This is a genomic window from Kitasatospora sp. NPDC004272 (assembly GCF_053603035.1).
Genome location: NZ_JBSGET010000104.1, coordinates 16,297 through 29,203 on the forward strand (window position 1 = coordinate 16,297; position 12,907 = coordinate 29,203).

Genomic DNA, 12,907 nt, shown 5'->3' on the forward strand with positions numbered 1-12,907 from the left:
GGCCGACCCCGGACCGGACCGTCCCGGAACCCGCCGGAGCGAGGCCGTCCCGGAGCCCGCCGGTGCGGGGCCGGTTAGGGTCCCTGCCATGTCTGCTGCCACCGCTCCCGTGCCCGCGCCCGCCCACGTCCTGCGCCCCGCGACCCGGGCCGACCTGCCCGCGGTGCTCGCCCTGCTCGCCGACGAGGAGGCGGTGGTGGACCCGGCGACGGTCGTGGTGACGGAGGCGTACGAGCGCGCCTTCGCGGCGATCGACGCGGACCCGCGCAACGAGGTGCTGGTCCTGGTGGACGGCGCCGGCACGGTGGTGGGCTGCCTGCAGGCGACGTACGTCCCGGGGCTGGGCAAGGGCGGCGCCGAGCGGGCCCTGGTCGAGGCGGTGCGGATCCGCGCGGACCGGCGCGGCGCCGGACTCGGCCGGACCCTGATGGCGCACGCCGTCACCCGGGCACGCTCGCGCGGCTGCGCGCTGGTGCAGCTGACCAGCAACAAGGAGCGTGCGGACGCGCACCGCTTCTACGCCGCCCTGGGCTTCGCGCGCAGTCACGAAGGGTTCAAGCTCGCGCTGTAGGTGCCGTTCCGCATCGCCAACACGCTGGAGGCGATAGGCTGTTGGGCAGCTGGGAGCCGGCCGCGAGGGGGGTGGGGTGAGCCCTGCACAGCGAAGCGTCGTGGTGGATTCGGCCCTGAAGGTGGCTGCCTTCCTGTTCGGTTCCGGGGCGTTCATCTTCAGCACGCTCGCCGGGTCGAACTCCGGGAAGCAGTGGGAGTACATCTCCTACGGCATCGTCACCACCGGCCTCACCGTCCTGGTGGGCTCCGTCGAGACCCGGCGCGCCCGGATCCTGCACAAGAAGATCGAGGCGCTCGCCCGGCAATCCTCCAGGGAACTCGACGAGTTGGTCTCCGGCCTGGCGCCCGGAACCTCGTTCGCGGCGAGCATCAGCGCCGTTCGTGCGGGTGCGCCCCAGCTGCTCAGTGCCGAGCGCGGCAGGCTGGACCAGGCGATCGCCGCCGCCGCGTCGCGGGTCCACCCCTCGTCGCGCGGGATGTACTTCTCCTGGGACCCCGCGCTGTCGACCTTCGTCTGCCGCGGGAGGTCCGTCCACTCCGCGAGCCCGGTGGTGAAGATATCGTCCGGCGACTTCGGCTTCTCCCACCTGAAAAGCGTGCTGAACACCGGACGGGTCTACCGTCGCACCCTGACGAAGTCCTTCTTCCGGGGAAACGTCCCGGGCTCCAAGCCGGACGACGCGCTCGTCATGGTCCGGGTCCAGGCGGGCAACAACCCGCCCTTGGGCATCCTGGCGGTGGACGCCAAGATGGACTCCTGGGACGCCGAAGCCGTGGACACCCCGGGGTACGACGACAGGCACGTCCGACAGGTGCTCGTGCTCGCAGACCTCCTGGCCAGTGGCCTGGACGGATAGACAGGATCGGAGCCGCTCACCATGACCACCCCCTGGACGCCGCCGGGTCGTCGGTCCCGTGGCCGCCGGTCGGCCACCTCGCACGAGTTCTTCGAGTGGCACGAAGGGGAACCCGAGGCGTTCCTGTTCGATCCGGGGGAGTTCACCGGCGGCGTGGGCGGCGGTTACGAGGACCGCATCGACGAGATCCACCGGCAGCTCCCCGGGAGCCGGTTCGGCCTCTCGGTGACGATCCTCGGGGCGGCGGGGATCAGCATCGCCCTCGGTCTGTCCGCCACGCTCTGGTCCGTCCTCCCGGCCTCGGTGGCCCTGCTGGCAACGGGTCTCCTCGTCTGGTTCCACCTCTCCGAACGGGCGGACCGGAGGAACGCACCCGGCCTCAGCTGAACCCGTACCCGGCGGCGCGGGCGGTCTCGGCGGCCCCGGCGGCGCGGGCGGCGCGGGCGGCGCGGGCGGTCTCAGGGGGCGAGGCTCAGGGGACGATGAGGACCTTGCCGCGGAGGCGCCCGGCCTCGCTGCGGCGGTGGACCTCCGCGAGGTCGGACAGCGGGTACGAGGCGCTGATGTCGAGGACGAGGGTGCCCGCGTCGACGAGGCGGACCAGGGCCGCCAGTTGGGCCGGGTCGTTGCGGGCGGTGACGTGCACCGACCGGATCCCGGTGGTGGCGGGCGGCTCGATCGGGGCGGTGACCGAGACGACCAGTCCGCCCGGCCGCACCGCGGGGGTCAGCGCGGCGGCAGCGGGCGGGGCGAGCGGAACGAGGTTGAACAGGGTGTCCACCGGCCGGTCGAGCGCCGCGGCGACCGGCCCGGCGGTGTGGTCGATCAGGTGGTCCGCGCCCTGCCGCCGCACGGCCCGCGCGCTGCGGGCCGAGGCCGTGGCGAACACCTCGGCTCCGGCGTGCTTGGCGAGCCGGGTGACGAAACCGCCGATCCCGCCGCCCGCGCCGTTGACCAGCACCCGCTGCCCGGCGGTCACCCGCCCGTGCTCGACCACCGCCTGCCAGGCCGTCAGGCCCGCCAGCGGGAGGGCCGCGGCGTGCGCGAGCGGAACGGACCGCGGCGCCGGTACCAGCCGCGCCGCCGGCGCCCGGACGTACTCGGCCGCCGCCCCGGCCTCCTCCAGCCAGCCGACGACCCGGTCGCCGACGGCGAACCCCCTTGTCTCCGGCCCGAGTTCCTCGACCGTGCCGGCCACGTCCCAGCCCGGTGAGTACGGGAGCCGCACGGGCAGGAAGGACTGCAGCAGTCCGGCGCGCAGTGCGGCCTCGGTGGGGTTGAACGAGGTCGCCGCGACCCGGAGCAGCACCTCCCCGGCGCCGGGGCGCGGGCGCGGCACCTCGTCGTGGCGGATCACGGAGGCGTCGCCGAACGCGTGCAGGCGGGCGGCTCTCATCGTCGTCGTCTTCGTCATGCCGGGAAAACTACGGCCGCCCGGGGGGACGATCCATGCGCCGCAGCACCCCGTTCATGCGCGGTCGTCCCGCCCGTACTCTCCTCCCGTAGCCTCCTCCCGTGGACGTGCTCAGCGAGGTGATCACGGTGGCCCGGACCGGCGACCCCCGGTCGGCGCAGCTGCGCCGGCGCGCCCCGTGGCGGCAGCAGTTCGCCTCGGTGCCGGGATCGGCGGGCTTCCAGGTGGTCCTGGCGGGCAGTTGCTGGCTGCTGTCCCCCGATGCGGAACCGGTCGAACTGGGCGCGGGCGACGTGCTGTTCCTCCCGCACGGTACCGGGCACACGCTGGCCGACAGCCCCGGGACCGCGTCCGCCGCCCCCGCCTGCGACCCCGACGGCCCCCACCCGCCCCGGCCGCCCGACCCTCCGCCGTCGAGCCCTCCGCCGTCCGACCCCTCGCTGTCCGACTCCCCGGCCACCGTGCTGCTCTGCGGCGCCTACCGGCTCGACCCGGCCCGCGTCCACCCCCTGCTGCGCACCCTGCCCGACCTGATCCACCTGCGGGCGGAGCCGGAGCGCCACCCCGAACTGCACGCGGCAGTACGGCTCTTGGCAGCCGAGACGGGTGATCGCCGGTCGGGCTCGGGCACGCTCGTCCCCGCGCTCCTCGACGCGCTCCTGGTGTACGTCCTGCGGATCTGGCTCGCCGAGCAGCCCGCCGACGGCAGCACCCCCGGCTGGGCCGCGGCCCTGAACGACCCGGCGGTCGCCGCCGCCCTGCACGCCCTCCACCGCGACCCGGCCGCCCCCTGGACGGTGGCCGAACTCGCCGCGCGGGCGGGCCTGTCCCGGACCGCGTTCGCCCGGCGCTTCACCGCGACGGTCGGCCGACCGCCCCTCGGCTACCTGACCTGGTGGCGGATGGTCACGGCAGCCCGCCTGCTGCGGACGACCGAAGCACCCCTGCGGTCCGTCGCCGCCCGGGTCGGCTACGCCTCCGAGTTCGCCTTCGCCCACGCGTTCAAGCGCGCGTACGGGCTGCCCCCCGGCGGCTACCGGCGGACCGCCGACTGACGGGTTCCGTACCGGGAATTCGTTGACAAAGAGTTTGAAAATAAGACGTTATGACTGTACGTAAGGTTCCGGTACGATCCCTTCCGCCCGCCGCTGCCGTGTGACCGCTTGACCACGGTGGCGGCTCCCGCGCGCACCACCTTCCCAGGGAGAGTCTTGAGCATTCGCCGGTCGATCGCCGCTGCCGTCTTCGTCGCAGCCGTCTCCGCACCCACCGTCCTCGGCACCGCACAGGCGATGGCCGAGACCGCCCCGACCACCCCGACCGGCCAGTCCGCGCCGGACGCCGTGCCCGCCGAGCAGCCCGCTGCCCCCGCTGCTCCCGCCGAGCAGCCCGCCGCGCCGGAGAGCCCTGCCGCGCCGGAGGCCCCCGCCGCGCCGGTGCTCGACGAGGCCGCGCTGCGGGCCCGCCTGGCGGCGGCGCTCGCCGAGTCGGGCCACTACGCCCACTACTACGAGACGGTGAAGAAGGCGCAGGCCGGCACCGCCGAGCAGATCCAGCACTTCCTCGACGTCGAGCTCATCGTGGTCATCCACGACGACAACAACATCCGGGCCACCCAGATCATGAGCGAGTCCGGGGACGGCCCGATCCGGAAGGCGGCCCAGGAGGCGTTCAACGACGGCAGCCCGGAGGCGATCGAGCACTTCCTGAACGTCACCGTCCCGGCCCTGACCGCCGACAACAACCGCGTCAAGCTCTCCCAGTTCGCCGAGGACCCGCTCATCAGCGCCGGGCTGCGCACCCTGGCGCTCTCGGTGCTGGACGGCGGCGACGACGAGGCGATCGCCGGGTTCCTGGGCGAGACGCACTGGCGCCTGATGGACGACTTCCGGATCCAGGCCACCCAGGCGATGTCGGTCAACGGCCCCGAGGTCCGCAAGGTCGTGAACCAACTGCTGACCGACGGCACCCTGGAGGAACTGCGCGCGTTCCTGACCACGGGTCTCAAGGAGGCCCAGGAGCGGGACCGGGCGGCCGCGCAGGAGAACGGCACGGGCGGCGGGACGGACGGCGGCAAGGACGGCGGCACGGACGCGGGTACTGGCGCAGGTACGGGCGGGAACGCCGGGACGGGCCCGGACGGCGGCGACGCCACCCAGGCCGGTCTGACCACCGCGACCACCACCACGTCCGGTACGACGACGAGCACCACCACCGCCACCGGCACCGAGACCGACACGCAGCTGGCCTTCACCGGCCCCGGCACCCCGCTCGCCGGCGTCACCGCCACCGGCGCGGCGGCCATCGCGCTCGGCGCCGGAGCCCTGGTGGTCACCCGCCGCCGTCGCCAGGAGTCCTGACACTCCGGCACCCCCACCGGACCCCGGAACGGCCGCGCGGCACCCCGCCGCGCGGCCGGCCGAGCAGGGGTGTCGGGCGCCCGGTCGAGATCGTCCGGGAGAACGCCGGAGCCGGCCGTGGCACTGCTCGGCCAGGAGCCAGCGGCAGGCTGCCAGAATGTTCTGGTGCGGAACGAATCCGATGTGCTCGAAGTGCTGGACCTGCTCAAGAGCGCGGGGGCGGCGGCTTGGGTGGACGGCGGTTGGGGCGTGGACGCCCTGGTCGGGGAGACGACCCGGATCCATTCGGATCTCGATCTGGTCGTCCTGTCGGACCAGCTCGACGTGGTGCGGGACGCGCTGGCCGGAGCCGGGTTCACGGAGGTGCTGCGGGACCGGCTCCCCACCGCGCTGGCCGTCGCGGACGGGGCGGGTCGGGAGATCGACCTGCACCCCGTGCTCGGCTCGCTCCGCGAAGGCGGACAGCAGCAACTCCCGGGCGGTGAACGGTTCCACTACCCGGCGCCGGTGACCGGGACCATCGGCGGGCGCCGGGTCCTGTGTGTCGACGCGGCCACGCAGGTGCGGTGCCATCTCGGCTACGAGGCGACTGACAAGGACCGCCGGGACATGGAACGGCTGCGCGCCGGCACGGGAGTCGAGCTTCCCCCGGGCTACCTGCCGTCGCCTTGAGGGTCGCCGTTCCGGTCCTGGGCCGGGACGTTCGTTCTGCTGTGGGTGCGAGGGGTCGAGCGGGCCGGTCGCCTTCCGGGGGGTGTTCCGGGGGCGTCGGCCCAGGTCGGGCGGCTGGGCGGCTCTGTTTATGCTCGTGCCCATGGCACTCGAATGGGAACAGATCATGGTCGACTCCGCCGACCCCATCGCGCTCGGGCACTGGTGGGCCGAGGCGCTCGGCTGGGTGGTGGTCGACGAGAACGAGGAGATCGTCGAGATCCGGCCCGAGCCGGACCGGCTGCCGGGGCTGCTCTTCGTGGGCGTTCCCGAGGGCAAGACGGTGAAGAACCGGCTCCACCCCGACTTCCGGCCCGACGACCAGGCGGCCGAGGTCGCCCGGCTGCTCGCCCTGGGGGCCCGGCGGGTCGACGGGGTGCAGGACGGGCAGCACTGGGTGACCCTCCTCGACCCGGAGGGCAACGAGTTCTGCGTCCTGAGCGAGCCGAAGGGCTGAACGGGCCGAAGGGCTGAGCGGGCCATCCGGCCGCCTGCGGTGTCACTGCGGGCGGATACCCTCCGGCGGGTACGGACGGACCGAGGGGAGCAGACGTGGACGCGGGCGTCGAGGAGTTGCTGGACCGGCTCGGCGCGGTGATCGGGCCGCCGCCGGCGGGCGGTGTGGTGCCGGTTCCGTGGGAGCTCTGCCCCGGGGCGATCGGGTTCCAACTGCCCGCCGACTTCCGGGCGTTCGTCGACCGGTACGGGGCGGTCAGCATCAGTGACGAGCTGCACGTCTTCACCCCGGCCGAACCGCCCAATCTCCGCGCCTCGGTGCCGCCCGGCTTCGAGGGCTTCCTGTACGGCACGACGACGCCCTACGGGTACTGCGCCTGGTTGGCCGAGTGCTACCGGGAGGGGGATCACGAGGAGTGCCCGTACCCGCTGTTCCCGGCCGAGGGCGGGCTGCTGCACTGGGGCAACAACTACAACTCCGACCACTTCTTCTGGCTGATGCGCGGCCCGGACCCGGACCGCTGGCCGGTCGTCGCCAAGTACGACTCGATGCGGGAGTGGGACGTGTTCGAGGGCGGCTTCCTGCAGTTCCTGCTGGCGGCGGTGACGCAGCAGTACCCGTACTACGGGGACGTCGTTCCCGGCGGGATCAAGCGGTTCGAGGACGGCCGGGCCTACCTCTTCAGGGGCGACTGGGCGAAGAGCCTCCGGTAGCGGCGCACGGTCGACGCCCCGCCGACCGGGGCGTCCCGGCCGGGGCCGCGCGGGCCGTTCGCCGCGTCACGGCCGTAGCCCCTTCAGCGGGGAGCCGGACAGGAGTAGCCTCCGGGCGTGCCGAAATCGAGGGTGGCGGGGGAACGGGCGGGGCGGGCGTCGGCGCAGGGGCGCGGACGGCTGGGCCGGCTGCCGGGCGGTCGGCGGCGCGGGTGGCCACCGGCCCTGGTGGAGCCGGCGGTCTGCGCCCGGCGCGCGCGGCGGGTGGCCGCGATCGTGGTGGGTCTGTGGGCCGCCGTCGTGGTCGCCGACGGGCTGCTGGTGCGGACTCAACTGCTGAGCGACTCCTACCTGTTCGTGTCGATGGTCGTCGGGGTCCTCGCGAGTGCGGTCCTCCTGCCCCTCCACTACGGGTACGGGGTCGGGCCGAGCGGACGGGTCCACCTCGCCGCCGGGCCGGAAGGAGGGTCGCTGACCAGCCGTACGCTGAGCGGCACGCGCACCCTGGACCTGAACCGGCTGACCCGGGTCCGCCGCCTGGAGGCCAGGGAGCGCTGGGGCGGGATCATCGACGAACTGCGCCTGCAGGACGCGTACGGCGTGCGCCTGGTGGTGGGGAAAGCGCAGCAGGAGATCGACCGCGCGGTGCGCCAGGCCGTCGAGAGCGCCCCGGCGCGACCCGACCGCCCCGCGGTCAGGGTCACCGAACACGCGCGCACCCGCCTCGGACTGGCCCCCGGCCCGCGGCCGCGCCGACGGATCCTGCACCGCTTCTGCGGGAGCCTGCTCCTCGCCACCGCGTTTCCCCTGCTGGGCGTGGCGGGCTTCGTCGTCACCGATGTGCTGGCGCGAGCCGGGGCGTAGGACCCCTCAGGCAGGTCAGGGGGTGCCGAACTCGCCGGTGGTGGTGGCGGTGACGAAGGCGGCCCAGCTGGCGGGGGTGAAGGTGAGGACGGGCCCGTGGGGGTCCTTGGAGTCGCGGACGCGGCCGGGGCGGGCGTCGTCCACCTCGATGCAGTCGCCGCCGTTGCCGTTGCTGTGGGTGCTCTTGCGCCAACGGGCGGGGTCGGGTGCGGGCATTGTCGGATCCTTCCGAGGCGGGGTGAGCCGTACGCCGGAGTGTTGCAGCAGCATCGCCCGGGCGGCCACCAAGTCGGGCGGAAATGGCGGGAATTGGGTGCGCTCGACAGCTCAGGGGGTGCCGAACTCGCCGGTGGCGGTGGCGGTGACGAAGGCGGCCCAGGCGGCGGGGGTGAAGGTGAGGACGGGCCCGTGGGGGTCCTTGGAGTCGCGGACGCGGCCGGGGCGGGCGTCGTCCACCTCGATGCACTGGTCGCCGTCGCCGTTGCTGTGGGTGCTCTTGCGCCAACGGGCGGGGGCAGGCGTGAGCATCGTCGGATCCTTCCAGCGCGGGAACGAGCGGGGGCCCAGGGCGCGTTGCGGCAACACTTCCTGAGGCAACATCAGATCGTAGGGTGCGCGGGAGCGTTCGGGGGCGCCTTCCGTCGATGTTGAGCCGCCCCGGGCGGGCGGGGACGGAGACGACAGCGGCCCCGGCCCGCCGGTGAGGGCGGGGCGGGGCCGGAGCAGCCTGCGGAAGGTCAGACGGTGCCGAACTCGCCGGTGCTGGTGGCGGCGACGAAGGCGGCCCAGGCAGCCGGGGCGAAGGTGAGGACGGGCCCGCTGGGGTCCTTGGAGTCGCGGACGTGGCCCGGGTGCGCGTCGTCCACCTCGATGCACTCACCGCCGTCGCCGTTGCTGTACGAGCTCTTCCGCCACGAGCGCGGGTCAGTGGAAGTGCGGGAAACCTTGGGCTGCATCGGGGGCTATCCTTCCAGCATGGACCTGATCGAGAGCTCGGACACCTCGTACGACGAGGCCTGAGCCCGCAGCCGATTGTAGAGCGCCTGCCGGTCCGTGACCTCCTGCGTTTCCTCGAAGACGATCCCGGCCCGGCTGCTCTCCTCGTAGGCGAGCCGCTCGCCGTTCGGCAGTGTCAGCAGGGACAGCGCGGAGTGCTCGGAGTGGGGGCCGGCCGAGAAGGGCAGCACCTGGAGGTCCACGTTGGGCAGCCGCGCAACGTCCAGCAGCACCTGGAACTGCTCCGCCATCTCCTCCGGGGTGCCGAACCGGCGGCGCAGGGCGGACTCGTCCAGGATGAACGAGTACCGGCACTCCATGCTGCGCAGCCGCAACTGCCGCCCCATTCGGTCCTTTACGCGCTCCTCGATCTCCTCCGCCGGGAGGTACGGGTGGCCCGCACGGAGCAGGCGCTGCGCATGTGCGGCGGTCTGGAGCAGACCGTGCATGACGGGGCTGTAGCACTCGTACAGCACGGCCTGGTCAGCTGCCGCCAGGAACTCCTGGTAGCGCGCCGGATGGGCCTCCTGCCTGGCCAGCGGGAGGATCCGGGTGAAGAAGCCGTCCGTCTCGAAGACCTGGTCCAGGCTCTCGGAGAGGCCGTTGGGCACCTTGATGTCGCCGTTCTCCACCCGCGACAGCGTGCTGGTGGAGAAGTGGACCTCCTCCGCGAGTTTGGCCAGGGACCACCCCCGCTTCGTCCGCATCAGCCGTGCCTCGGAGCCGTAGTAGTGCCGCATGCTCTTGTGCGGGTTCACGTCGCGTGATGGCCAGCCCATGTCGCCCCTCTCCCCGTGGTGTCCCGTGCCCGGGCGCCGTTCTTGCGTTGACCTGCGGAGACGTTGCCGTTCCAGCGGCCAACTCCCTTCCGCTTCCCAAGGGTAGCGCCGAATGGTGAGGATGGAGGCACAGAAAGTGACAGTCGCCCAGGGCGAACAGCAGTGCGGAGAACCAAACATGACGCTTCATCAGAGGATGATTTCCGGACCGGACTCGGAGCGGGTGGACGAGATCGCGGAGCGGCTGGGCCGGCTGACGGGGGACCGGCCCTCGGTGACGTCGGGCAAGTCCGAGGGGGCGGTGCGGGTGTCCGTGCGGGTGCGGGGTCTGCACGACGAGGAGTTGGCGATGGCGGTGCTGGCGGAGCTGGGGCGGGCGGACCGGTACGGGCACCGGCGGTCGCAGCACGGGGAGTACGTGTGGGCCGAGGTCGGCGGCGCGTCGGTGCTGAACGGGGGTCTGCGGTGAGCGAGTTGGTGGAGTACTACCCCCACGGCGTGTACGGCCTGCACTGGGAGGCGACCGTGGTGGACGCGGAGGAGGAGATCCGCGGGATCGTGCTGGCGGAGGCGGAGGACGGCCGGATCGCGCTCGGCCACATCGAGGACCGGGGGCAGGTCGTCTTCCTCACCCGGGACGAACTCGCGGGCCTGCGCGACGCGTTGGCGAGCGGCGACCTCGACCACCTGATGGCCGGCAGCCCGGGGCTGCTGCACCCGCCGCTGGTCCGGCCGCCCCGCGAGGAGCCGTTCCGCGAGGAGCCGTCCGGTGAGTGGCCGGGCCGGCCCTTCCCGGACTGGTCCGCCCTGGACGCGCTCTCCTCGGACGGTCCGGACGGTCCAAACGGCCGGGACGCGACGGGTGCGGCGGGCCTGCCGGGTGGCGAGGCGTCCGGGGCGCTCGGTGGGTGACGTGCCCGGGCACCCGGTCACCTCGTACGTCCTGTGCACCGACCCGGGTTCCCGGCTGCTGCTGGTGCGCGGCCCGGGGGCCGGGGACTGGCAGCTGCCGGGCGGTGCGGCGGGGGCGGGGGAGTCGCCGCTGGACGCCGTCCGGCGCGGGGTCCGGACGGGGCTGGGGCTGGTGTTCGACCTGCTGCTGGACGACCTGCTCGGGGTGGAGTGGGCGCAGGCCCGCCGCCCGGGGGCGCCGGACGGGCTGGTGTTCCTGTGGAGCGGGCCGATGCTCAGCAGCGCCGAGACCGACCGGATCGTCCTGCGGGCGGGGGAGTGGGCCCAGTGGCGCTGGGCCGCCCCGGAGGAGGCCCGGCGCCTGCTGGACCCGGACGTGGCGGCCCGGGTCCGGGCCCGTCCGCCGTGGTCCGGGGGCGCCGACTACCGGGAGAACCGGTGCGCGGCGGCGCTCGGCGGCGGTGACGGTGCGTGGTGGCGGGCGCCGTGACCGGGGCGGTCGGCCCCGGGCGGTGCTGAGCGGGGCGGTGCTGAGCGGGGCGGGTCCTCCGGCGAGGGCGAGGGCGAGCGCGGTGCGGAGGGCGTCGGTGGCGGGTGAGGGGCGTCGGTGGCGTCCGCGCCCGGGTCTGGCACGGTTCCCGTCGTTGTCCACCAGCAGCGACCTCACGCTCTGGACCCGCCCGGCACCGGATGCCGAGGGCCCGACCGGCTGACCGGCTGACCGCCCGGTGATCCGGCCCCCCGCGCGCGGCACGACGGCGCCGACCGTGCCCGACCGCGTCCACGGACGGCGTCCACGCCCACGGACGCGTCCACAGCGGGTGAGCGGCCCGGCGGGGGTCAGTGGTGGGCGGGGAGGTGGTGGCGGGCCAGGGCGGCGGCGCCGATCAGGCCGGCGTCGGTGCCGAGGCGAGCGGGGTGCAGGGTGAGGTGGCGGGTGAACGAGAGGGTGGCGTAGTCGGTGAGGTGCCGGGCCAGGGGTTCGAACAGGACGGGGCCGGCCTTGGCGACGCCGCCGCCGATGACGGCCGCGTCGAGTTCGACCAGGGTGGCGGTGGCGGCGATGCCGGCGGCGAGGGCGCGGGCGGCCCGGTCGAAGGCGGTGAGGGCGAGCGGGTCGCCGTCCCGGGCGGCGCGGGCGACGGCGCCGGCGGTGGTGTCGCCGTCGGGCCCGGGGGTCCAGCCGAGTTCGGCGGCGGTGCGGGCGATGGCGGTGCCGGAGGCGAGTCCTTCGAGGCAGCCGCGTGAGCCGCAGGGGCAGGGGCGGCCGTTGTAGTCGACGGTGATGTGGCCGAGGTGGCCGGCGTTGCCGGTGGTGCCGGTGTGCAGGGTGCCGTCGAGGACGAGTCCGGCGCCGACGCCGGTGGAGACGACCAGGCACAGGGCGTTGCGGTAGGGGCGGGCGGCGCCCTGCCAGTGCTCGGCGGCGGTCATCGCGACGGCGTCGCCGCCGAGGGTGATCGGCAGCCGGGCGACGGCGGGGTGCTGGGCGGTCTCGTCGCGGAGCGGGAACTCGCGCCAGCCGGGGATGTTGACCGGGCTGACCGTGCCGCGCGCGGTGTCGACGGGCCCGGCGCTGCCGATGCCGAGGGCGCGGACCTGCCGCCAGCGGGGGTGTCGGGCGAGGTCGTCCAGGACGTGGTCGACGGCGGTCATCAGCTCGTGCCGGTCGCCGTCGGCGGGGGTGGGCACCTGGAGCTGGTGGTGCAGGGTGCCGTCGGGGTCGACCAGTCCGCCGGCGATCTTGGTGCCGCCGATGTCGAGGGCGGCGATCAGCGGGCCGGACCCGGGGGCGCCGTCCGGGACGGACCCGAGGGGCCCGGATGCGACGGCGGTACCGACCATGTCGTAACTCATTGTGACGTCTCCGCAAGTGTGGCAGGGGAGCGCCACGGTGCTGGGCAGGGCGCTGCCGGATCGTACCCGGTGATTCTGACTCGCTCTGACAACGTTGTCCAGCGATTCTCGGTCGCGGTCCGATAACGAACCTGATCGCCCATATGGTTAAGCAAAGTTTTAGTAAATCGAGCCTTGTTCGGCAACAAAACTCATGGATATCAATGTTGACCGCTCTATGGACATGGCCGGGATGTGACGTCTACGTTAAGCAGCCGAGCAGCCTGGAAGGTCGGTCACGTCCTGTCGGCTGTCGCTTCCCCCGTGTCACACGAACGATCAGCGTGAAGGATGAGCGAGATGCGCAGAGGATGGCTGGCCGTCGCGGCCGCTTCCATGGTGGTGCTCACTGCGTGTAGCAGTGGTGGTGGCGGT

Annotated in this window: 18 protein-coding genes; 12 read left to right on the forward strand and 6 right to left on the reverse strand. The window is 73.6% G+C overall.

Annotation, left to right across the window (positions count from 1 at the left end; genetic code table 11):
• Window positions 1-88: 88 nt before the first annotated feature.
• From ACWEO5_RS27200 to ACWEO5_RS27210, 3 genes are all read left to right on the forward strand, one after another.
• A complete protein-coding gene (locus ACWEO5_RS27200; protein WP_452164854.1) occupies window positions 89-571 on the forward strand; it encodes an N-acetyltransferase family protein in 483 nt (160 codons plus the stop codon).
• Between the two features lie 121 nt (window positions 572-692).
• Window positions 693-1,430, forward strand: coding sequence for a hypothetical protein (locus ACWEO5_RS27205; RefSeq protein ID WP_452164855.1), 738 nt, complete (start codon window positions 693-695; stop codon window positions 1,428-1,430).
• A gap of 21 nt (window positions 1,431-1,451) precedes the next feature.
• Window positions 1,452-1,817 (forward strand): hypothetical protein, encoded by a 366-nt coding sequence (locus tag ACWEO5_RS27210; RefSeq protein ID WP_452164856.1) that lies wholly within the window; start codon window positions 1,452-1,454, stop codon window positions 1,815-1,817.
• Window positions 1,818-1,902: 85 nt separating this feature from the next.
• On the opposite strand, the gene ACWEO5_RS27215 is transcribed toward ACWEO5_RS27210, so the two are convergent.
• Window positions 1,903-2,844 carry an NADP-dependent oxidoreductase gene (locus ACWEO5_RS27215; RefSeq protein WP_452164857.1) on the reverse strand — a complete coding sequence of 314 codons (942 nt, stop codon included), beginning with the start codon at window positions 2,842-2,844 and terminating at the stop codon, window positions 1,903-1,905.
• Between the two features lie 101 nt (window positions 2,845-2,945).
• On the opposite strand from ACWEO5_RS27215, the gene ACWEO5_RS27220 reads away from it, so the two are divergent.
• From ACWEO5_RS27220 to ACWEO5_RS27245, 6 genes are all read left to right on the forward strand, one after another.
• Window positions 2,946-3,899, forward strand: a complete 954-nt coding sequence (locus ACWEO5_RS27220; RefSeq protein WP_452164858.1) for an AraC family transcriptional regulator — start codon at window positions 2,946-2,948, stop codon at window positions 3,897-3,899.
• 156 nt (window positions 3,900-4,055) lie between these two features.
• Window positions 4,056-5,204 (forward strand): ALF repeat-containing protein, encoded by a 1,149-nt coding sequence (locus ACWEO5_RS27225; RefSeq protein WP_452164859.1) that lies wholly within the window; start codon window positions 4,056-4,058, stop codon window positions 5,202-5,204.
• Window positions 5,205-5,321: 117 nt separating this feature from the next.
• Entirely contained in the window at window positions 5,322-5,876 is a 555-nt protein-coding gene (locus ACWEO5_RS27230) for a nucleotidyltransferase domain-containing protein (RefSeq protein WP_452164860.1), read from the forward strand.
• Window positions 5,877-6,018: 142 nt separating this feature from the next.
• Complete coding sequence (locus tag ACWEO5_RS27235) at window positions 6,019-6,372, forward strand: VOC family protein (protein WP_452164861.1); 354 nt, start codon at window positions 6,019-6,021, stop codon at window positions 6,370-6,372.
• A gap of 95 nt (window positions 6,373-6,467) precedes the next feature.
• Window positions 6,468-7,085: a hypothetical protein gene (locus tag ACWEO5_RS27240; protein WP_452164862.1), complete on the forward strand. Its 618-nt coding sequence runs from the start codon at window positions 6,468-6,470 to the stop codon at window positions 7,083-7,085.
• A 117-nt stretch (window positions 7,086-7,202) separates the two neighbouring features.
• Window positions 7,203-7,949 carry a hypothetical protein gene (locus ACWEO5_RS27245; protein ID WP_452164863.1) on the forward strand — a complete coding sequence of 249 codons (747 nt, stop codon included), beginning with the start codon at window positions 7,203-7,205 and terminating at the stop codon, window positions 7,947-7,949.
• A gap of 15 nt (window positions 7,950-7,964) precedes the next feature.
• On the opposite strand, the gene ACWEO5_RS27250 is transcribed toward ACWEO5_RS27245, so the two are convergent.
• From ACWEO5_RS27250 to ACWEO5_RS27265, 4 genes are all read right to left on the reverse strand, one after another.
• Entirely contained in the window at window positions 7,965-8,165 is a 201-nt protein-coding gene (locus ACWEO5_RS27250) for a DUF397 domain-containing protein (RefSeq protein ID WP_452164864.1), read from the reverse strand.
• Window positions 8,166-8,276: 111 nt separating this feature from the next.
• A complete protein-coding gene (locus tag ACWEO5_RS27255) occupies window positions 8,277-8,477 on the reverse strand; it encodes a DUF397 domain-containing protein (protein WP_452164865.1) in 201 nt (66 codons plus the stop codon).
• Window positions 8,478-8,686: 209 nt separating this feature from the next.
• Window positions 8,687-8,905, reverse strand: coding sequence for a DUF397 domain-containing protein (locus ACWEO5_RS27260; protein WP_452164866.1), 219 nt, complete (start codon window positions 8,903-8,905; stop codon window positions 8,687-8,689).
• Between the two features lie 6 nt (window positions 8,906-8,911).
• Window positions 8,912-9,724, reverse strand: a complete 813-nt coding sequence (locus ACWEO5_RS27265; RefSeq protein ID WP_452164867.1) for a helix-turn-helix domain-containing protein — start codon at window positions 9,722-9,724, stop codon at window positions 8,912-8,914.
• 196 nt (window positions 9,725-9,920) lie between these two features.
• Here ACWEO5_RS27265 and ACWEO5_RS27270 point away from each other — a divergent pair, with 196 nt between their 5' ends.
• From ACWEO5_RS27270 to ACWEO5_RS27280, 3 genes are read left to right on the forward strand one after another with little or no spacing between them, the layout of a single operon-like run.
• Window positions 9,921-10,193, forward strand: coding sequence for a hypothetical protein (locus ACWEO5_RS27270; protein ID WP_344551509.1), 273 nt, complete (start codon window positions 9,921-9,923; stop codon window positions 10,191-10,193).
• A complete protein-coding gene (locus ACWEO5_RS27275; RefSeq protein WP_452164868.1) occupies window positions 10,190-10,636 on the forward strand; it encodes a hypothetical protein in 447 nt (148 codons plus the stop codon). Before ACWEO5_RS27270 ends, ACWEO5_RS27275 begins: the two co-directional genes overlap by 4 nt.
• A 1-nt stretch (window position 10,637) precedes the next feature.
• Complete coding sequence (locus ACWEO5_RS27280) at window positions 10,638-11,126, forward strand: NUDIX domain-containing protein (RefSeq protein ID WP_452164869.1); 489 nt, start codon at window positions 10,638-10,640, stop codon at window positions 11,124-11,126.
• Window positions 11,127-11,476: 350 nt separating this feature from the next.
• Here the strand turns inward: ACWEO5_RS27280 and ACWEO5_RS27285 are convergent, their stop codons facing one another.
• Window positions 11,477-12,493: an ROK family protein gene (locus tag ACWEO5_RS27285; protein ID WP_452164870.1), complete on the reverse strand. Its 1,017-nt coding sequence runs from the start codon at window positions 12,491-12,493 to the stop codon at window positions 11,477-11,479.
• Window positions 12,494-12,907: the final 414 nt, after the last annotated feature.

What these genes read in the sequence shown, in the direction of transcription:
- ACWEO5_RS27200 (WP_452164854.1), top strand. Translation starts at nt 89, where the DNA reads ATGTCTGCTGCCACCGCTCCCGTGCCCGCGCCCGCCCACGTCCTGCGC.
- ACWEO5_RS27210 (WP_452164856.1), top strand. Translation starts at nt 1,452, where the DNA reads ATGACCACCCCCTGGACGCCGCCGGGTCGTCGGTCCCGTGGCCGCCGG.
- ACWEO5_RS27215 (WP_452164857.1), bottom strand. Translation starts at nt 2,844, where the DNA reads ATGACGAAGACGACGACGATGAGAGCCGCCCGCCTGCACGCGTTCGGC.
- ACWEO5_RS27235 (WP_452164861.1), top strand. Translation starts at nt 6,019, where the DNA reads ATGGCACTCGAATGGGAACAGATCATGGTCGACTCCGCCGACCCCATC.
- ACWEO5_RS27250 (WP_452164864.1), bottom strand. Translation starts at nt 8,165, where the DNA reads ATGCCCGCACCCGACCCCGCCCGTTGGCGCAAGAGCACCCACAGCAAC.
- ACWEO5_RS27255 (WP_452164865.1), bottom strand. Translation starts at nt 8,477, where the DNA reads ATGCTCACGCCTGCCCCCGCCCGTTGGCGCAAGAGCACCCACAGCAAC.
- ACWEO5_RS27260 (WP_452164866.1), bottom strand. Translation starts at nt 8,905, where the DNA reads ATGCAGCCCAAGGTTTCCCGCACTTCCACTGACCCGCGCTCGTGGCGG.
- ACWEO5_RS27265 (WP_452164867.1), bottom strand. Translation starts at nt 9,724, where the DNA reads ATGGGCTGGCCATCACGCGACGTGAACCCGCACAAGAGCATGCGGCAC.
- ACWEO5_RS27270 (WP_344551509.1), top strand. Translation starts at nt 9,921, where the DNA reads ATGATTTCCGGACCGGACTCGGAGCGGGTGGACGAGATCGCGGAGCGG.
- ACWEO5_RS27285 (WP_452164870.1), bottom strand. Translation starts at nt 12,493, where the DNA reads ATGAGTTACGACATGGTCGGTACCGCCGTCGCATCCGGGCCCCTCGGG.